The 16,633-nt window shown below is 68.6% G+C and carries 19 protein-coding genes; 6 read left to right on the plus strand and 13 right to left on the minus strand.

All coding sequences use genetic code 11. The features are described 5' to 3' along the window. Window position 1: 1 nt before the first annotated feature. The 4 genes from DV704_RS06230 to DV704_RS06245 are packed head-to-tail and all read right to left on the minus strand — an operon-like array spanning window position 2 to window position 3,074. The gene (locus DV704_RS06230) at window positions 2-1,591 is read right to left on the minus strand and encodes an aldehyde dehydrogenase family protein (RefSeq protein WP_114798720.1); all 1,590 of its coding nucleotides are present in this window, start codon (window positions 1,589-1,591) and stop codon (window positions 2-4) included. 12 nt (window positions 1,592-1,603) lie between these two features. Continuing rightward, window positions 1,604-2,098 carry a pantetheine-phosphate adenylyltransferase gene (gene coaD / locus DV704_RS06235; protein WP_114798721.1) on the minus strand — a complete coding sequence of 165 codons (495 nt, stop codon included), beginning with the start codon at window positions 2,096-2,098 and terminating at the stop codon, window positions 1,604-1,606. Between the two features lie 54 nt (window positions 2,099-2,152). After that, window positions 2,153-2,668, minus strand: a complete 516-nt coding sequence (locus tag DV704_RS06240) for an RsmD family RNA methyltransferase (RefSeq protein ID WP_114798722.1) — start codon at window positions 2,666-2,668, stop codon at window positions 2,153-2,155. Window positions 2,669-2,684: 16 nt separating this feature from the next. Beyond that, window positions 2,685-3,074, minus strand: a complete 390-nt coding sequence (locus DV704_RS06245) for a hypothetical protein (protein WP_114798723.1) — start codon at window positions 3,072-3,074, stop codon at window positions 2,685-2,687. A 64-nt stretch (window positions 3,075-3,138) separates the two neighbouring features. On the opposite strand from DV704_RS06245, the gene menC reads away from it, so the two are divergent. The 4 genes from menC to DV704_RS06265 are packed head-to-tail and all read left to right on the plus strand — an operon-like array spanning window position 3,139 to window position 7,481. Further along, on the plus strand, window positions 3,139-4,254 hold the full coding sequence (gene menC / locus DV704_RS06250; protein ID WP_114798724.1) for an o-succinylbenzoate synthase: 1,116 nt from the start codon (window positions 3,139-3,141) through the stop codon (window positions 4,252-4,254). A gap of 6 nt (window positions 4,255-4,260) precedes the next feature. Beyond that, window positions 4,261-5,046, plus strand: a complete 786-nt coding sequence (locus DV704_RS06255) for a GNAT family N-acetyltransferase (protein ID WP_114798725.1) — start codon at window positions 4,261-4,263, stop codon at window positions 5,044-5,046. Between the two features lie 47 nt (window positions 5,047-5,093). After that, a complete protein-coding gene (locus DV704_RS06260) occupies window positions 5,094-6,134 on the plus strand; it encodes an amidohydrolase family protein (RefSeq protein ID WP_114798839.1) in 1,041 nt (346 codons plus the stop codon). Between the two features lie 18 nt (window positions 6,135-6,152). Beyond that, window positions 6,153-7,481, plus strand: coding sequence for a chloride channel protein (locus DV704_RS06265; RefSeq protein WP_114798726.1), 1,329 nt, complete (start codon window positions 6,153-6,155; stop codon window positions 7,479-7,481). Here DV704_RS06265 and DV704_RS06270 read toward each other — a convergent pair. The 3 genes from DV704_RS06270 to deoC are packed head-to-tail and all read right to left on the minus strand — an operon-like array spanning window position 7,384 to window position 11,379. Then, window positions 7,384-8,049 (minus strand): PIG-L deacetylase family protein, encoded by a 666-nt coding sequence (locus DV704_RS06270; RefSeq protein WP_114798727.1) that lies wholly within the window; start codon window positions 8,047-8,049, stop codon window positions 7,384-7,386. The genes DV704_RS06265 and DV704_RS06270 overlap by 98 nt on opposite strands. Window positions 8,050-8,062: 13 nt before the next feature. After that, complete coding sequence (locus tag DV704_RS06275; protein WP_114798728.1) at window positions 8,063-10,378, minus strand: aldehyde dehydrogenase family protein; 2,316 nt, start codon at window positions 10,376-10,378, stop codon at window positions 8,063-8,065. 23 nt (window positions 10,379-10,401) lie between these two features. Beyond that, window positions 10,402-11,379, minus strand: coding sequence for a deoxyribose-phosphate aldolase (deoC, locus tag DV704_RS06280; RefSeq protein ID WP_114798729.1), 978 nt, complete (start codon window positions 11,377-11,379; stop codon window positions 10,402-10,404). Between the two features lie 62 nt (window positions 11,380-11,441). Here deoC and tatA point away from each other — a divergent pair, with 62 nt between their 5' ends. Beyond that, the gene (tatA, locus tag DV704_RS06285; protein WP_114798730.1) at window positions 11,442-11,618 is read left to right on the plus strand and encodes a twin-arginine translocase TatA/TatE family subunit; all 177 of its coding nucleotides are present in this window, start codon (window positions 11,442-11,444) and stop codon (window positions 11,616-11,618) included. On the opposite strand, the gene DV704_RS06290 is transcribed toward tatA, so the two are convergent. The 5 genes from DV704_RS06290 to DV704_RS06310 are packed head-to-tail and all read right to left on the minus strand — an operon-like array spanning window position 11,615 to window position 15,143. After that, complete coding sequence (locus tag DV704_RS06290) at window positions 11,615-12,619, minus strand: ABC transporter ATP-binding protein (protein WP_114798731.1); 1,005 nt, start codon at window positions 12,617-12,619, stop codon at window positions 11,615-11,617. The genes tatA and DV704_RS06290 overlap by 4 nt on opposite strands. Next, on the minus strand, window positions 12,586-13,266 hold the full coding sequence (gene modB / locus DV704_RS06295; RefSeq protein WP_114798732.1) for a molybdate ABC transporter permease subunit: 681 nt from the start codon (window positions 13,264-13,266) through the stop codon (window positions 12,586-12,588). The genes DV704_RS06290 and modB overlap by 34 nt, the downstream gene beginning before the upstream one ends. Continuing rightward, window positions 13,263-14,114 (minus strand): molybdate ABC transporter substrate-binding protein, encoded by an 852-nt coding sequence (gene modA, locus DV704_RS06300; RefSeq protein WP_114798733.1) that lies wholly within the window; start codon window positions 14,112-14,114, stop codon window positions 13,263-13,265. Before modA ends, modB begins: the two co-directional genes overlap by 4 nt. 45 nt (window positions 14,115-14,159) lie before the next feature. Then, entirely contained in the window at window positions 14,160-14,690 is a 531-nt protein-coding gene (locus DV704_RS06305) for a PadR family transcriptional regulator (RefSeq protein ID WP_114798734.1), read from the minus strand. Then, entirely contained in the window at window positions 14,691-15,143 is a 453-nt protein-coding gene (locus tag DV704_RS06310) for a cytochrome c (protein ID WP_114798735.1), read from the minus strand. Between the two features lie 109 nt (window positions 15,144-15,252). Here DV704_RS06310 and DV704_RS06315 point away from each other — a divergent pair, with 109 nt between their 5' ends. Continuing rightward, window positions 15,253-15,858 (plus strand): LON peptidase substrate-binding domain-containing protein, encoded by a 606-nt coding sequence (locus DV704_RS06315; protein WP_114798736.1) that lies wholly within the window; start codon window positions 15,253-15,255, stop codon window positions 15,856-15,858. On the opposite strand, the gene thiD is transcribed toward DV704_RS06315, so the two are convergent. Then, on the minus strand, window positions 15,855-16,631 hold the full coding sequence (gene thiD / locus DV704_RS06320; RefSeq protein ID WP_114798737.1) for a bifunctional hydroxymethylpyrimidine kinase/phosphomethylpyrimidine kinase: 777 nt from the start codon (window positions 16,629-16,631) through the stop codon (window positions 15,855-15,857). The genes DV704_RS06315 and thiD overlap by 4 nt on opposite strands. Window positions 16,632-16,633: the final 2 nt, after the last annotated feature.

Here is a 16,633-nt window from a genome sequence, read left to right on the forward strand (position 1 = left end):
TCTAGCCCAGAAGCCCGGCCCAGTCGGTGGGGGGCCTGGGCTCGGCGTACCCGGTGTCCATCTGGGCGAGCTGGAGCCGGCCCGAGTACTCCTCGTTCACCGCCTGCCAGTAGGTGTACTCCTCAATCACCCAGATGCCGCTCTCGCGCGCGCCGTTGCCGCTGGCGCGGATGCCGCCGAAGGGCAGGTGGGCCTCGGCCCCCACGGTGGAGTTGTTGATGCTGGTCATGCCGGCCTTGATCTCGGTCTTGAAGCGGTAGGCCCAGTCCCGCCGCTGGGTGTAGACCGCGCTGGAGAGGCCGTAGGGGTGGGCGTTGGCCGCCTCGATGGCCTCGTCGAGGCCCTCCACCCGCACCAGGTTGACGGTGGGGCCGAAGATTTCCTGCTCGAACTGGCGCATGCCGGGCCGGGCCTCCCAGACCGTGGGCCAGCCGAAGAGCCCGGCCTCGGGGTCGCCCCTGAAGTGGGGGTAGGGCCGGGCGCGGGTGATCTGGCCCTGGCCAAATAGGAGGCAGGCCCCGTCCTGCTGGCCCCAGGTGTAGTGCTCGAGCCAGCGCTCGAAAAGCCGGGCGTTGATGAAAGGCCCATAGGTGACCTCGGGGTGCTCGAAGGGGTTGCCCACCACCGTGGCCTCGGTCCGCTCCAGGAAGCGCTTTTTGAACTCATCGTAGATGGGGGCCTCCACGATGATGTTGCCCGCGCTGGTGCAGCGCTGGCCTCCGGTGGCGAAGGCGCTCCACCAGGCCCCCTCCACAGCCAGCTCGAGCTCGGCGTCCCTGAGCACCACCAAGGGGTTCTTGCCCCCCAGCTCTAAGGTGGGCCGTATCAGGTTGCGCCCCGCCACCTCCCCAATCCAGCGGCCCACCTGGGTGCTGCCGGTGAAGGCGAACTTGTTGAGCAGGCCCTCGTCCATCAACTCCACCAGCCACTGCCCGGTGGAGTCCTTGCCTCCGCCGAAGACCACGTTGATGACCCCTGGGGGAAGCCCGGCCTCCTCAAACAGCCTGACGAAAACATAGGAAAGCGCAGGGGAATCGTCCGAGGGCTTCCAGACCACGGTGTTGCCGGCCAGCACCGCTGGAATCAGCTTCCAGGCCGGCACCGCGATGGGAAAGTTGCCCGCGGTGATCATGCCCACCACCCCCAAAGGCCGGCGGAAGGTGAAGAGCTCCTTGTAGCGCATCTCGCTGGGGACGGTCTGGCCATATAGCCGCCGCCCCTCCGAGGCGAAGAAGACCGCGGTGTCTATGGCCTCCTGCACATCGCCCCCCGCCTCCTTGAAGGTCTTGCCCACCTCCCGCACCATGAGCCGCACCAGCGTGGGTTTCTCCCGGGTCAGAATCTGGGCCAGGTTCTGCAGGACCCCGCCCCGCACCGGTGCAGGGGTGCGCGACCACTCGAGGAAGGCCTGCTGCGCGGCCCGGGCCGCCTTGCGCAGGGTCTCCTTGGTGCCCACGGGGAACCGGGCCACCAGGTCCTCCCGCTGGGCAGGGTTGCGGCGCTCCTCCACCGGCCCCTCGAAGACCTCCTCGCCCCCAATCAAGTGCCCTATCTCCAGCACGTTGCCGTACTTGCTCGGATGCACCCGCATGCGCCCTCCGAACTACTCGGCCGGTGCCAGCTTGGCCCGCAGGGCTTCCGCCGTGGCGGGCGGCACCAGCTTGGAAACATCCCCCCCAAAGCGGGCGATTTCCTTGACCATAGTAGAGGAAACAAACGACCAGCGGGTAGCGGCCATGATGAAAAGGGTCTCCGGGCGGTTGCCGAGCTGGCGGTTGAGGTGGGCCATCTGGAGCTCGTTTTCATAGTCGGAGACCGCCCGCAACCCCTTCACGATAACCCGGGCCCCCAGCCTTCGCATGTACTCGGCCAGAAGGCCGTGGAAGGTATCCACCTCCACATTGGGCAAGCGGGCCTCGAGCACCGCCCGGCGAATGATGGCCACCCGCTCCTCGGGGGTGAAGAGCCAAACGTGCCGCTTGGAGGGGTTTTCCAGCACCGCCACCGTGACCCGATCGAACAGCCTGGAGGCCCGCTGGATTACGTCGAAGTGGCCGTTGTGGAGGGGGTCGAAGCTCCCCGGATAAACCACGTGCATAAAACCTCGCTTCCGGGCCGTATCATCCCACACCCCACCCCGCAGCGCAACGCCCTAGCCCTCCACAATGGTAAGGGCGTTGCGGCCGTAAACCCGCCGCTCGCCCTGGGGCAGCACCAGCTCGCTGGGGTGCTGAAGGATGTAAAGCCCCCCCACCTCCACCAGCCCCGACTGCAACAACCGCTCGAAGTCCTGCCGCAGGTCGTGAGGGTAGGGCGGGGCCATGAAGGCCACGGTGAAACGCAGGCCCCTGTGCCGGGCCTCCTCCAAATAGCGCTCCACCGGTTTTGCCTCGAGGCGCACGCGCAGCCGGGCCTTGCGGGCATTCTCGCGGATGCAGGCGACGGCCTCGGGGTCCTTCTCCACCAGCACCACCTCGAAGCCCTCCGAGGCTGCCTCCAACCCCACCGCCCCGCTGCCAGCGTAGAGGTCCAGGAAGCGCCCCTGCCTCGGGTAGCGGTAGCGCAGGTAGTCGAACAGGGCCTTGCGCAGCCGGACCGGGCTGGGCCGGGCCGAGGCGGGCACCCGCAGGGACACCCCACGGGCCGTACCACCCAGGATGCGCAGCATCGCCTGACCCCCGACCTCAGAGCCTGGGCACCTGGGTGGGGATTTGGACCACGCTCGGATTGCGGAACCAGATCTGGCAGGCGGCCTCGCGGCGGGAGGTGGGCACGCGCACGCTAAAACGGCTGCTCTCCCCCGGGGGCAGGCTGCCCCTGGCGATGGGGGCCGAGTTGGTACCGTAAACCTGTTGAGGGGAAACCCCACCCAACCTATCCAGGCCCCCCTCCACCACCCGCAGGTGGACCCGAATCCCCTGCAGGGTGCGGCCCGCGGTATTCTCTACCACCCCCTGGGCCACCCAGGCCCCGCCGGTATAGGTGCAGCTCCAGCTCGTGACCCGCAGCTTGTAGGCCCCTTGGGCCAATCCAAAGCCCAGCGAAAGCAAAACTATGGGGAAAAGGCGCTTCATAGCCGGAGTATAAACCCAGAGCGCCATTTGACAGCCGCACCCTGGGGTCACTTAGCATACAGCCATGAAAATTGAGGCGGCCGAGCTAAGGCTCATCTCCCTCCCCCTCAAGTTCCGCTTCGAGACCTCGTTTGGGGTGCAGACCGAACGGCACATCATCGTGCTCACCCTCTTTGGCGAGGGGCTGGAGGGCTACGCCGAGACGGTGATGGAGTACATCCCCCACTACCGCGAGGAAAGCCTCTACGGGGCCTGGGACCTCCTGGAAAAACTGCTGCTGCCCAGGGTGCTGGGGCGGGACTTCGCCAACCCCGAGCTTCTGTGGCGCGAGATGACGGGCTTCCGGGGCAACCGCATGGCCAAGGCCGCCCTCGAGATGGCCTTCTGGGACCTGTGGTGCAAGGCCCTGGGCCTGCCTTTGTGGCAGGTCCTGGGCGGGGTGCGGCGCGAGATTCCGGTGGGCATCAGCCTGGGGATTGAGCCCAGCCTGGAGGCCACCCTGGACAAGGTGGCCCAGGCCCTGGCCCAGGGGTACAAACGCGTCAAGCTCAAGATCAAGCCCGGGTGGGACGTAAAACCGGTGCTGGCGGTGCGGGAGGCCTTCCCCGAGGCCAACCTCACCGTGGACGCCAACTCGGCCTATAGCCTGGCCGACATCCCGGTCTTCCGCGCCCTGGATGCGGCCCGGCTCGACTACATCGAGCAACCCCTGGCCTACGACGACCTGGTCGACCACGCCAGGCTCCAGGCCCAGATCGCCACCGCCCTCTGCCTGGACGAGTCCATCACCTCCCCCGAGGACGCCCGCAAGGCCCTGGGCATGGGCGCCGGGCGGGTCATCAACCTCAAGCCCGCGCGGGTGGGGGGAATCCTGCAAGGCCGCAAGGTGCACGATATCGCCGAAAGCCACGGCCTGCCGGTCTGGATGGGGGGCATGCTGGAAGCGGGAATCGGAAGGGCCGCCAACATCCACGTGGCCACCCTGCCCATGTTCGTGAAGCCCGGGGACACCTCGAGCGCCAGCCGCTACTGGCAGGAGGACATCATCGAGGAGGCCCTGGAGGCTAAGGAAGGCCTGATGCCTGTGCCGCAGGGGCCGGGGCTGGGGGTGCACCTGAAGCGGGACTTCCTGGAGAAGATTACCCACAAGTCGGCCTACCTGACCCCAGGCCACGCCTAGTCCGCCATGCTAGAGGTCCTCATCCGCGAGATGCACGAACCCGAGGAGGTGCTGGAAATCCCACGGCTGGAGCGGGCCATCTGGAACGACCCCGGCGAGACCATCCGCCCGGGCACCCTGCTGGCCCTGCTGCACGAGGGCGGCCTGCTGGCCGGGGCCTTTTACCGCGGAGAGCTGGTGGGGTTCGTCTTCGGCTTCCCCACCCACCGCCCCACCGACCATCACTCCCACATGGCCGGGGTGCTGCCGGCCTACCAGCACCTGGGCATCGGCTACCAGCTCAAGCGCTTCCAGCGCGACTGGGCCCTATCGCGGGGGTATGAGCGGGTGGTCTGGACCTTTGACCCCCTGCGCGGTCTGAACGCGCACTTCAACCTGCGCAAGTTGGGGGCCACCTTCCAGCGCTACATCCCCAACTGCTACGGCCCCATGGGGGGGCTCAACGCCGGGGCCCCTTCCGACCGGGCCTACGCGGTCTGGGAGTTGAAGAGCCCCCGGGTGCTGGCCCGGCTCTACGCCCCCCCGCCCCCGCCGGACACAGAGGGCCTGCCCCTGGCCAACCGAGTGGAGGGCGAGGCGCCGCAGGAGGCCCGGCTTGGCCTGGAGGCACCGCGCATCCTGGTGCAAATCCCCGAGGACTGGGGGGGCATCCTGCAGCGCGACCCCGGCCTGGCCCTGGCCTGGCGGGAGCACAGCCGGGAGGTCTTCGGCCACTACCTCGCCCGGGGCTACCGGGCCGTGGAGTTCGTGCGGGGGCCCAACCGCTACCTGCTCGAGCGGGAGGGAACTTGAGCGAGATCTGGACCGCCGAGGTGGTCTACACCGGCTTCGGCACCCCCATGCGGCAGGGCGGCCTGCTGGTGCGGGCAGGCCAGGTGGCAGCAGCGGGTCCGCTGGACGAGCTAAGGGCGCGGTACCCCGAGGCGCCGGTGATCCCGAAGGGCCGGGCCCTGAGCCCCAGGGTGGCAAACGCCCACACCCACCTGGACCTGTCCACCCTGTCCTGTTTTCAGGGCTCCTACACCGCCTTCATCCGCTACGTGGTGGCCCACCGCGCCGAGCGGACCCCCCGCGCGGTGGAAAAGGGCCTGGCAGAGCTGGTGGGGCTTGGGGTAGGGGCTTTCGGCGACATCGCCTACCGGCCCGAAGTTGTCGACTGGCTGGTGGAGCATAGCCCCCTGCCGGGGGTGGTCTACCTCGAGGTCATCCACCGCGACCCCCGGGAGGCGGAAGCGGTGGCCACCCGCCTGATGCGGCGCCTGGAGGGATGGCGAAAGGGCCGCCTGCGGGTGGGCCTGGCCCCCCACACCCCCTTCAACGTGAGCGGGCCCCTGCTGCAAAAACTGGCCCGCCTGGCCCGCCAGGAGGGCTTTCCCCTGCAGATGCATGTGGCCGAAAGCCCAGAGGAAGTTGAGTTGATGACCCGGGGAAGCGGCCCTTTGCAGAAGGTCGCTCGGGCCCTGGGCCTGCCCCCTTACCCCAGGGTGGGCCTCACCCCCGTGCGCTACCTGGCCGAGCTCGGGGTGCTGGGCCCCCACCTGACCATCGTCCATGGGGTGCAGGTGGACGAGGAAGAGGTGCGGATGCTGGCCCAGTCGGGCACCCGGGTGGTGGCCTGCCCCCGCAGCAACGCGGCCCTGGGCTGCGGCGCGTTTCCCTGGAGGCTGTACCTAAGACACGGCGTCGAAGTGGCCCTTGGCACCGACTCCCGCGCCAGCAGCCCCGACCTGGATGTGCGCAACGAGGCCCTCTTTCTTTGGGAACAGGTGGACCCCCGGATACTGGTGCGGGCCGCCGTGCGGGGCGGCTACCGGGTGCTGGGCCTCGAGCCCCCCCGCCTCACCCGCGGAAGCCCGGTTTCCCAGGTACAATCCTGGTGACCGGCGGACCGGTTTTTTATGCAGGTCGGCGCACTCATCCTCTACAGCGCGTTCGTAGGTGCCCTCACCGGGGTCTTCGCCGCCGGCTTCGTTTTCCTGTTGGGGATTTTCGCCCACTACCTGATGGGGGAAGTCCTGGGCTACCTCCCCCCGGGCCTGCCGGGGGAGGGGGGGCTCATGCAGGTCTTCCGGGGGCCCGCCTACGCGGGGCTGGCCCTTCTCCTGCCGGTGGTCTTCGCCGCCTCCAGCTACCTGGGCTCGGGCCGGGGGCTGGGCTGGCTTCTGGCCGCCTACCGCAGCGGCCAGGCGGTGCGCGCGGGCGAGTACTTCCGCGGCATCTTCGGCGCTTTGGTCCAGCTTGGGGCCGGCTCGCCCATGGGGCGGGAAGGACCCATGGCCGCTCTGGGGCTTTGGGTGGGCAGCGCCCTCGGTCGGCGCATCCCTTTGGGAGAGGCCAGCCGCTTCCTCCCCTTCGCCGGCATGGCCGCAGGCTTTGCCGCCGCCTTTCACGCCCCCATGGCCGGGGCCCTGCTGGCCAGCGAGATCGTCTACCGCGGCCTGGCTTTGGAAGTGGGGGCGCTGGCCCCGGCGCTCATCGGCGCGCTGGCCGGCTTCACCGTCTACGGCCTTTTCCACGGCTACGGCCCCCTGCTGGAGCTCACGCCCGGGCCCCTTGCCTGGCCCCAGCTCCTCTTCGGCCTGATCACCGGACTGGTCTGCGCCGGGGTGGGCACGCTCTGGCTCGAGGGCGAACGCCTCCTGCAGCGCCCCTTGCGCCGGCTTGGCTTCGGGGTGCGCCACGCCCTGTTCGGGGCTGTGCTGGGGCTGGCCCTCTTGCTGCTGCCCGAGGCCCTGGGCAGCGGCCTGCCCTGGGTCCAGCTCGGCACCTCGCCCATCCTCACCCTGCCCTTTCTGGGGGCACTTTTCCTGGCCCAGCTCGCCCTGCTGATTCTGGCCGGCGGGGTGCGGGCCTACGGCGGCCAGCTCACCCCGGCCCTGGCCCTGGGGGGGCTCAGCGGGCTGATCCTGGCCCAGCTCTTAGGCCAGGCCCTCCCCCCCATCGCCCCGCCCCCCGAGACCGCGGCCCTGGTGGGGATGGCCGCCATGCTGGCCGGGGTGGCCCGGGCCCCCTTCGCCGCGGTGGTCCTGGCAGGGGAGATGGGTGGGTACGGCCTGCTGCCTTTGGGCCTGGCCGCAGCCTTCTCCGCCTACGCCTTTACCAGCCCCCGGGGCAGCCTGGAGATGGAGGCTAGCCCAAATAGGGGTGCGCCAGAGGGCTCTCGCCCTGGAAGCGCTCCGCAAACCGCACCCCGGCCTCAGCCCCCAGCCTCGAGCGACCCGCCCTGAACTCCTCCAAAGAGTAGTTCCAGCGGTAGAAGCTCTGGTAAAAACTGAAGACCTGTTCGGCCACGGCCTGGCCCTCCTCGCCGATATCCACGTAAACCGCCGGTCGGGGTATATCGCTGCGGTAGTAATGCAAAAGCCGGATGGGCTCCCGGTGGGCAGCCCCCACCAGCTTGGGAATGCGGCAGAGCTTGAGGGCCGACAGGGTAGCCCAGTAGGTCGCCCGGTGGTCGGGGTGCACATCCTCGGGGTTCCAGGTCAGGACCACCTGGGGCTTCCAGGCCGCCACCACCCGGGCAATCGCCAGCGCCTCCTCCCGCCCCCCGGTAAGGCCGCAGTCGGGGAAATCCAGAAAAGCCCCCTCGGCCCCCACCATCTCGGCCACCCGCCTTCCGTGCCCTTCGCGCACCCGGGCCACCTCCTCAGGGGGCGCGTCGCCGAACTGGCTCGCCAGCTCGCCCCGGGTCAGCCAGAGGATCTTGACCGCATCCCCGCGCAAAGCGTGCTTGGCCAGCGTGCCACAGGCCCCTATCTCGTCGTCGGGATGAGCGAAAACCGCAAGCAAACGCACCCCCCAAGTATACCTAGGCCCCGTACGGCAGCCAGATGTTCTTGACCTCGGTGGCCCGGCGCAGCACCTCCTCCACCTCGGGCAGAGGACCGGTTTGGGGCAGGGTCCACGTGCGCTTCATGTTGCCAGCGCTGGCCCGCTCCACCATCGCCCACCCCTCGCGAGGGCCGGCGTACCAGAGGGCATCCACATCGTCGTGCTCGGCCAGGGTCTGGGCCAGCTCGTCGCGCACGCCGGTGACCAGGTTGAAGACCCCTGCGGGCAGATCGGAGCTCTCCAGCACCTGGTAGAAGTCGGCGACTAGGGGCGAGGGCACCACCACCAGGGTGTTGCCCAGGGCCAAAGCGGTCCCCGCCAGCCTGGCCAGGGCCAAAAGGGGCCAGTCGTCCGGGCAGACAATCCCCAGCACCCCCACGGGCTCCATGAGGGCCAGGGTAAGGCCCCGGAAGGGGGTGGGGTGAACCATCCCCTCGTGCTTGTCGGCCCAGGCTGCTGCGGTGAAAAGGGCCTCGATGGAGGCTTCCACCTCGGCCTCACCCAGCCGCCGGGCGAACTCCTGGGCCCGTTCGGCGAGGTTTTCAGCCAGGAAGTAGAGGATTTGGGCCCGCTGGTGGGCCGAAGCCCCGCGCCAGCCCTCCAGCGCCCCGCGGGCCGCTTCCACCGCGTTTCTTATGTCCTTGCGGTTGCCCAGGGGCACCTCCCCTAGAAGCCGGCCGTCGGGGGCGTAGACAAGCTGGCTATAGCCCGAGTCGGGGCGGGCCTGCTTGCCGCCAATGAAAAGCTTGACGGTGCGGTCGATGGGGGGAAGGCCCGGGGACGGGCTTCTTTCGGGCAGGCGGTCTGGCCCCGGGGGCTGGGGCTTGCGAGACGTGGTCCTCTTCAGGTAGGCCCAAAGCCCCTCCTTGCCCCCCTCCCGTTCAAACCCCGACTCGCGGTAGCCGCCGAAGCCGCTGGCCGCGTCGAAGAGGTTGGTGCTGTTGATCCAAACGGTGCCAGCCTTGAGCTTCATGGCCACCTCCAAGGCCTTCTGCACGTCCTCGCTCCAGATGCTGGCGGAAAGACCGTATCGGGTGTTGTTGGCCAGCCGCACCGCCTCCTCAGGGGTGCGGAAGGTGAGGGCTGCGAGCACCGGCCCGAAAATCTCCTCCTGGGCCAGGGTGGAGGCGGGGGCCACCTGGGTGAACAGGGTGGGGGGATAAAAGCAGCCCTCCTCCGGCACCGCCCAGGAGGGCTGCCAGAGCAGAGCCCCCTCCTCCTGGCCCTTCTGCACCAGACGCTTTATCTTTTCAAGCTGCGCCGGGGCGATGATGGCCCCCATGTCCACCGCCTTATCCAGGGGGTCACCCACCCGCAGCTTCTCCATGCGGGCCTTGAGCTTGGCGTACATCCGCTCGGCAATGCCCTCTTGCAGCAGAAGCCTCGAGCCCGCACAGCAGACCTGCCCCTGGTTGAACCAGATGGCATCCACCACCCCCTCCACCGCGCTGTCCAGGTCGGCGTCCTCAAAAACGATGAAAGGGGACTTCCCCCCAAGCTCCAAAGCCAGCCGCTTGCCGCTTCCGGCGGTGGCCCGGCGAATCTGGCGCCCTACCTCGGTGGAGCCGGTGAAGGCGATCTTGTCCACCCCGGGGTGCTCCACCAAAGCCGCCCCGGTCCGGCCATCGCCGGTGAGGATGTTGACCACCCCCGGCGGCAGCCCCACCCGCTGGCAGACCTCGGCGAACAGAAGAGCGGTGAGCGGGGTGAGCTCGGCCGGTTTCAGCACCACCGTGTTGCCCGTGGCCAGCGCTGGGGCCACCTTCCAGGCCAGCATCAGCAGGGGGAAGTTCCAGGGAATGATCTGGCCCACCACCCCGAGGGGCTCATAGCCGGCAAAGGCCTGGTCCATGAGCTGGGCCCAGCCCGCGTGGTAGTAAAAGTGCCGCACCACCAGGGGGATATCGATATCGCGGGCCTCGCGGATGGGCTTGCCGCTGTCCAGCGTCTCCAGCACTGCAAAAAGCCGGGCGTGCTTCTGCACCTGGCGGGCCATGGCGTAGAGGTAGCGGGCCCGGGCGTGCGGGGGGGTGTCGCGCCAGGCAGGGAAGGCTGCGCGGGCGGCCTGCACCGCCCGGTCCACATCGGCCGGACCGGCCTGGGCCACCTCAGCCAGCGGTCTTCCGTTGGCGGGGTTGTAGGTGGGGAACCACTCTCCGCTCTGGGGCTCGAGCCACTCCCCTCCGATGAAGAGGCTGAAGCGCTGGCGTGAGCTTAGCCAGGCCAAAGCCGGCCCGGCGTCCTCAGGGGCAGGGCCGTAGGGCAGGTTTTCCATTAGCTCGATAAGGTTCATGGGTTTCCAAAAGAGCCCGCGCCCTAGCCCAGCGGCTGGTACTGCATGGAGGCGTAGCGACCGAAGGCCAGGTGCTCGAGCTGACGCTCGATGTCGTTGAGAAGAGCGCTGGCGCCGATACGGAAAAGCCAGGGCTGCATCCACTCCACCCCCAGCTCCTCCCGCAGCAAAATGAGCCAGTCCAGCGCCTGCTTGGCGCTGCGAACCCCGCCTGCGGGCTTGAAACCCACGCGGTAGCCGGTGGCCTCGTGGTAGGCCCGGATAGCCCGCACCATCACCAGGCCAGCATCCAAAGTGGCGTTGACGGCCTCCTTGCCGGTGGAGGTCTTGATGAAGTCGGCCCCAGCCTGCATGGCCACCAGGCTGGCCTTGTAGACATTCCCAAGGGAGCCGAGCTCCCCCACCGCCAGGATGACCTTGAGGTGGGCCTCGCCGCAGGCTGCGCGGAAGTCGCGCACCTCCTGGTAAAGCGCCCGCCAGTTGCCGGTGAGCACGTGGTGGCGGGAGATAACCGCGTCGATTTCGCGGGCCCCGGCCACCACCGAGGCCTCGATTTCCTGCAGCTTGAGGCGGTGGGGGGTGAGGCCGGCGGGAAAACCGGTGGAGACCGCCGCCACGGGAATGCCGCTACCAGCAAGGGCCTCCACCGCAACCGGCACCATCTCGTGGTAGACGCAGACCGCCCCCACCCTGAGCGGAAGCCCCGCCACCCCCAAAGCCGCGAGCAGCTCGGGGCGCACCGGGGAGCGAGCCTTGGCGCACAGCCGGCGCACGGTGCCCGGGGTGTCGTCGCCCGAGAGGGTGGTGAGGTCGAGGGTCCGAACCGCGTGCAGAAGCCAGGCTGCCTGCCAGGCCTTCTTCACCGTGCGGCGGGCGGGCAGGGTGGCCACCCGACGCTCGACCGCCGTGCGGTTCACCCGGGCCTCCTCCACCCAGGAGAGGTCCAGAGGCATCCCGGGGTTGCGCGGCAGGGGATGGGGCTGGGAAAGGGTAAGCGCCATAGGGGCTTGGCCGATTATACACCCCGGCCAAAGGGGGTATACTAAAGCCTAAGGAGGAAGCCATGCCGCTAGGCCCGACCGAATTGCTCATCATTCTGCTCATCGTGGTGCTCCTGTTTGGCGCCCGAAAGCTGCCCGAGCTGGCTCGAGGCCTGGGCCAGTCGGCCCGGGAGTTCCGCAAGGCCCTCAACGAGGAGGAGAAGAAACCCGAAGAAAAGCCCGAGCAAAAACAGTCCTAGCCAGGCATCAGGTGCAGGCAGCGGGGGTCTAGGCGCACCTCGACAGCCCTTCCCTCGCAAAGCCCAAGCCCGGCCTGGCGGTGGCGGGGAAGGAGAAACTCCAGCTCCCCCTCCCCTACCCGGAGTTTCCCGTAGAGCTGCACCCCTTGGGGGCGCAGGTGGAGCACTTTGGCCAGGAACCGGTTCTCCGAACCCTCCTGGGTGAACACCTCTTCCGAGCGTAGCCCCACCCAGAGGGGCTGGCCGGGCTGGAGCCAGGGGGGGCGGGGGGTCTTTAAGGTCCCCAGGGGTGTTTGTACCCGGGCCCACCCGCCCTCCACAGCCACCGCCCGGCCCCTCATCAGGTTGCGGAAACCCACCAGCCGGGCCACCTCGAGGCTGGCCGGCCGGGCAAAGACCTCCTCCGGCGGCCCCTGCTGCACCAGGCCGGCGCGGGTCAGCACCCCCACCCAGTCGGCCCGCTGGGCCAGCCACTGGTCGTGGGAGGCGGCCAGGGTGGGAATGCCCAGGGCCCTGAGCTCCTCCAGCACCCCCCCGAACACCTCCTCCCGCGTCGCGGCATCGAGCGCGCTGGTGGGCTCGTCCAGCAGCAGGATCTGCGGGGAACGGGCCAGCGCCCGGGCCAGCGCCACCCGCTGCTGCTGCCCGCCCGAAAGCTCGCGCGGGAAACGCTCGGCCAGCTCGGCGATGCCCATCTGGGCCAGGTAGGCCAGGGCCCTGGCCCGGCGCTCGGGGGGGGGCAGGTGGGCCAGGGGAAAGGCCACGTTCTGCCAGGCCCGCAGGTGGGGGAAAAGGGCAAAATGCTGGGGCAGGTAGCCCACAGGGCGCTTCTGCGGCGGAAGACCGGCAAAAGGCTCGCCCTGCGCGGGCAAAAGGCCCGCCACCGCTTTGAGCAGGCTGGTCTTGCCCACCCCGCTCTCCCCCAGCAAGACCGTAAAACCCCGCACCGAAAGCCGTACCTGAAGCCTTATCGGCTGCTCGAGGGCATACGCGATCTCCACACGTCCTCCAGGGTACGCACCAGGTAGACCAGGGCAAAGCTTATGCCCAGCAAGACCCCCGCAGCCTCGGCCGCCCGCTCAAACCGCAGGGCCTGCACCTGGTCGTAGATGTAGATGCTCACCATCTGGGTCTTGCCAGGGATGCTCCCCCCCACCATCAGCACCACCCCAAACTCGCCCAGGGTATGGGCAAAGGCCAGGATGGAGCCCGAAAGAATACCGGGCCAGGTGAGGGGCAGGATGACCCCGAACCAAACCCGCCCCCAGCCTGCCCCCAGCGTCCGGGCAGTCTGCAGAAGATCGGGGTCCAGCGCCCGAAAGGCCTCGCGGTAGCCGTTGACGGCAAAGGGCAGGCTGAAGAGCACCGAGCCCACCACCAACCCTTCGAAGCGGAAGGCCCAGCTAAAACCAAAAGTCTGGGCCAGCGGGCCGTTTTGCCCCAGCAGCAGAAGCAGGTAGAACCCCAAAACCGTGGGCGGCAGGGTGAGGGGCAGGAGCACCACCGACTCGACGACCCGCTTGGCGAAAAACCTCTTGTGGGCCAGCACCCAGGCCAAAGGAATGCCCACCAGCAAAAGGATGGCGGTGGTGGTCAGGCCTACCGCCAGGGTAAGGCGCAGGGTCTGCCAGAAGGCGGGGTCGCTCATTCCTCTGGATTCTCTCCCGGCAGCAGAAAGCCGTAGTGGCGCAGAATCCGGCGGGCCTCCGGGGTGCCGATGAACTCATAGAAGCGGCGGACTTCCGCCCGGCCCTGCCCTTGCAGAATCACGTAGCTCTGGTTCAGGCGCAGGTGGCTGCTCAGGGGGGCCAGCCAGTAGACCCCGGCCCGCTCCAGGGCCTCACTTCTAGCGATGGAAAGCGCCAGGAGACCCAAATTGGTGCTGGTCAGGGCAAGCTGCGCGGTCTGGGCGATGTTCTCGCCATAGACAAACTCGAAACTGCTCTTTCCCTGGCGCAGGACCGAGGTGTCGTAGTAGGCCGGTATGCCGGCGGTCATCTCCTCCCAGGGCACAGGACGAAGGGGCCGCAACAGGCCAAAGCGCTGGAGCAGCGTCACCCCCGCCCGGCCATAGGGGGCATGCACCGGGTTGGCAATCGCCAGCCGGGTGGCCCGGGGGTCGAGCAGGAGGCGGGGGCCCAGGCTACGGGGGTCTAGGCCCTGCTGCACCAGGCCCCAGGAGGCCCAGAGCACCATCCGCCCCACCGCGTAAAGCCGGAGGGTGCCCGGCTCGGTGCGGCCAGCCTGTTCCAGCCGCTTGGGGAAGTCCTCATCGGCGGAAAAGAAGATGTCCGCCGGCAGGCCCTGCATGAGCTGGGTGTAGAACTTGCCTGAAGAGCCGAAGCTGAGCTCAACCCGGACCCCCGGGTTCTGCCGTGCGAAGGCCTGGACTATCTCGGGCAGGGCGTACTGCAGGTCGGCGGCCGCCACCACCCGCACGCTCTGGGCCCAGACCATACCCAAGCCCACCCCCAGGGCCAAAACCCATCCACGCATCCAACTCACCCCCTATAGTTACACTGTAACTATAAGGCCGGATGCCTAGCTCCACAAGCCGGGGTCCTCCAACAACCTCTGCACGAAGCCCAGACTGGCACGGGCCATCTGCTGGCGCCACAACAGCGAAACCCGGCGGACCCGGCTCTCTGCTTGCTGCTGCTCGAGCGAGCGAAGAATCCGCTCGTAGACCGCCTGCTGGGCCTGCAAGAAGCTCCTCAGGTCCAGCCCTAAGCGCAACAAAAAGGCAATCTTGAGCCGGAGGTCGGAGCGCCCATAGCGCAGACGCTCCACCGGGGTAAAGAGCCAGCCCAAAGCAGCCTGCCGCCCGGCCTCGGTCAGGGCGAAGAGGGTGCGGGGCGGGCCCGCCAGCCCCTCCTCGCACCGCACCACCTCGATCAGGCCCAGACTCTGCAGGTGCTCGAGGGAGCGGTAAACCTGGGGGCGCTGGATGCGCCAGATCTCCCCGAGCTCCCCCTCCAAGGAAAACAAGGCCGCCAGCCGAAAACCATGCGACTCACCCTCCAGCAGGGCCGACAGCACCGCCCAGTCGGTGGTGGAAAGCCGGGGAGGCATTCAGGGCACGGTGATGCGGGCCCGGTTCTCCCCCACCTGCTGGGGGGTGAGCCGGGGGGTGGTACTGCGCAGGTTGGCCACCTCCTGGGCGGTGATGGGCCGGTGGCCCTGGGGCAAAAGCCGGTCGTTGCCCCAGGCAGTGAGGACGTAGTTGAGCACCTGGGCCACCTGCTCGTCGCTGAGCTGGGGGAAGGCTGGCATCACCCCGTTGTAGTTCACCCCTCGGACCCGCACCGGCCCCTGCATGCCGTAGAGCATGACATAGATGAGATGGGCCCGGCCCTCGGGCGTCCGGATTAGCTCCGGAAGATGCTGGGCCAAAGGAGGGTAGGCCCCCACGCGGCCCTGGCCGCTATCGCCGTGGCAGAAGGCGCAGTTCTGCTGGTAAAGCTGGGCTCCTCCCTGGGCCAGCGCCACGCCCAGGCCGGTTACTAGAGCGAGCCACCTAAGCATGGCCTGAGTATAGGCCCAGGCCTTGGGGAAAAAGGTAAGCGACGGCCCCGGATTAACCCTAGGTAAACCCCCTTACCGTCAACCCCCGGCCCCGCTTAACCTGAATAGCGTGCGGCGGCTGCCCCTCTTTCCCCTGCCTCAGACGGTGGTTTTTCCCGGGCTTCTGATTCCCCTCTACATCTTCGAAGAGCGCTACAAGCAGATGGTGCGCCATCTGCTGGCCCAAGGCGAGGAACGGCGCTTCGTCATCACCCTCGCCACAGCCGCAGGCATCCGCGAGGTAGGGGGGTACGTAGAGCTGCTGGCCGCCTCGGAGAACCCCGATGGCACCTTCAACATCCTCTGCCGGGGTGGGGAGCGCTGCCGGGTGGAGGGGGTGGGCGTGCTCGAGCCCCACCTCTACCACACCACCCTGGACATCCCCTTTCCCCTGGAGAGGGCCCCCCGCAGCGAGGAGATCGTGGCCGCCTGGGATGCGCTGGAAACCTTTCGCAGCTACATGGCCGGCCTGGCCGACCCCAAGGCCCTGGAAGCGGCCCTCGCCAACCTGCCGGATGACCCCCTCTACCAGGCCACCTTCCTGTGCGCGAACCTGCGGGTCTCCCCTCTGGACAAGCAGGCCCTGCTGGAGGCCCCCTCGCTTCTGGCCCGGCTCGAGCTGGCCCAGACCCTCATGCGCCAGGGTCCTTTTCCAAACCACCCCGCCGAGGCCTAGGCCCAGTGGTTCAGCGGCCCATGCCCCCGGCCCAGGGGGGGTGCGCTCAGGAGGGCCCGGGTGAGGTAGGCCTTGGCCTCGGCCACCGCCACCTCCAGGGGCCTGCCCAGGGCCAGGAGGGCGGTGATGGCGGCGGAAAGGGTACACCCCGTGCCGTGGGTGTTCCGGGTGGGGACCCTTTGGGCGCGGAAGGCCTGGAGGCCCTCGGGGGTGGCCAGGAGGTCCACCGCCTCCTCCCCCTCCAGGTGCCCCCCCTTGAGGAGCACCGCCTTGGGGCCCAGGGCCAGGAGGGCCTTGGCCGCCTCCTCGGCCTCCTCCAGGGTGCGGATGGGGGCACCCAGGAGGGCTTCGGCCTCGAGGCGGTTGGGGGTGATGAGGCTGGCCAGGGGGAAAAGCTTCTCCTTAAGGGCAGCCACCGCCTCCGGGGCCAGGAGGGGGTCCCCCCCCTTGGCCACCATCACCGGGTCCACCACCAAAGGCCCAAGGCCAAACCGCCCCACCGCCTCAGCCACGGCCTCCACAATGGCCGCATCCCCCAAGGCCCCGGTCTTGGCCGCGTGGGGGGGCAGGTCCTCGGCCACGCTCCGGATCTGGGCGTAGACCAGGGCAGGGGGAAGCAGGTAAAGCTCCTGCACCCCCAGGGTGTTCTGGGCGGTGATGAGGGTGAGGGCACTGGTGCCATAGACCCCGAAGCGGGTGAAGACCTTGAGGTCCGCCTGCACCCCGGCCCCGCCCCCGGAGTCCGAGCCCGCGATGGTGAGGGCTACGCGCACGC

The sequence above is a fragment of the Meiothermus sp. QL-1 genome, from assembly GCF_003351145.1.
Classification (GTDB): Bacteria; Deinococcota; Deinococci; order Deinococcales; family Thermaceae; genus Meiothermus.

Excerpts from the sequence above, each read along its gene's own strand:
- deoC (WP_114798729.1), bottom strand. The coding sequence starts at position 11,379 with ATGGCGCTTACCCTTTCCCAGCCCCATCCCCTGCCGCGCAACCCCGGG.
- DV704_RS06265 (WP_114798726.1), top strand. The coding sequence starts at position 6,153 with ATGCAGGTCGGCGCACTCATCCTCTACAGCGCGTTCGTAGGTGCCCTC.
- coaD (WP_114798721.1), bottom strand. The coding sequence starts at position 2,098 with ATGCACGTGGTTTATCCGGGGAGCTTCGACCCCCTCCACAACGGCCAC.
- modB (WP_114798732.1), bottom strand. The coding sequence starts at position 13,266 with ATGAGCGACCCCGCCTTCTGGCAGACCCTGCGCCTTACCCTGGCGGTA.
- DV704_RS06240 (WP_114798722.1), bottom strand. The coding sequence starts at position 2,668 with ATGCTGCGCATCCTGGGTGGTACGGCCCGTGGGGTGTCCCTGCGGGTG.
- DV704_RS06275 (WP_114798728.1), bottom strand. The coding sequence starts at position 10,378 with ATGAACCTTATCGAGCTAATGGAAAACCTGCCCTACGGCCCTGCCCCT.
- DV704_RS06230 (WP_114798720.1), bottom strand. The coding sequence starts at position 1,591 with ATGCGGGTGCATCCGAGCAAGTACGGCAACGTGCTGGAGATAGGGCAC.
- DV704_RS06255 (WP_114798725.1), top strand. The coding sequence starts at position 4,261 with ATGCTAGAGGTCCTCATCCGCGAGATGCACGAACCCGAGGAGGTGCTG.
- modA (WP_114798733.1), bottom strand. The coding sequence starts at position 14,114 with ATGCGTGGATGGGTTTTGGCCCTGGGGGTGGGCTTGGGTATGGTCTGG.
- DV704_RS06305 (WP_114798734.1), bottom strand. The coding sequence starts at position 14,690 with ATGCCTCCCCGGCTTTCCACCACCGACTGGGCGGTGCTGTCGGCCCTG.
- menC (WP_114798724.1), top strand. The coding sequence starts at position 3,139 with ATGAAAATTGAGGCGGCCGAGCTAAGGCTCATCTCCCTCCCCCTCAAG.
- DV704_RS06310 (WP_114798735.1), bottom strand. The coding sequence starts at position 15,143 with ATGCTTAGGTGGCTCGCTCTAGTAACCGGCCTGGGCGTGGCGCTGGCC.
- DV704_RS06245 (WP_114798723.1), bottom strand. The coding sequence starts at position 3,074 with ATGAAGCGCCTTTTCCCCATAGTTTTGCTTTCGCTGGGCTTTGGATTG.
- DV704_RS06260 (WP_114798839.1), top strand. The coding sequence starts at position 5,094 with ATGCGGCAGGGCGGCCTGCTGGTGCGGGCAGGCCAGGTGGCAGCAGCG.
- tatA (WP_114798730.1), top strand. The coding sequence starts at position 11,442 with ATGCCGCTAGGCCCGACCGAATTGCTCATCATTCTGCTCATCGTGGTG.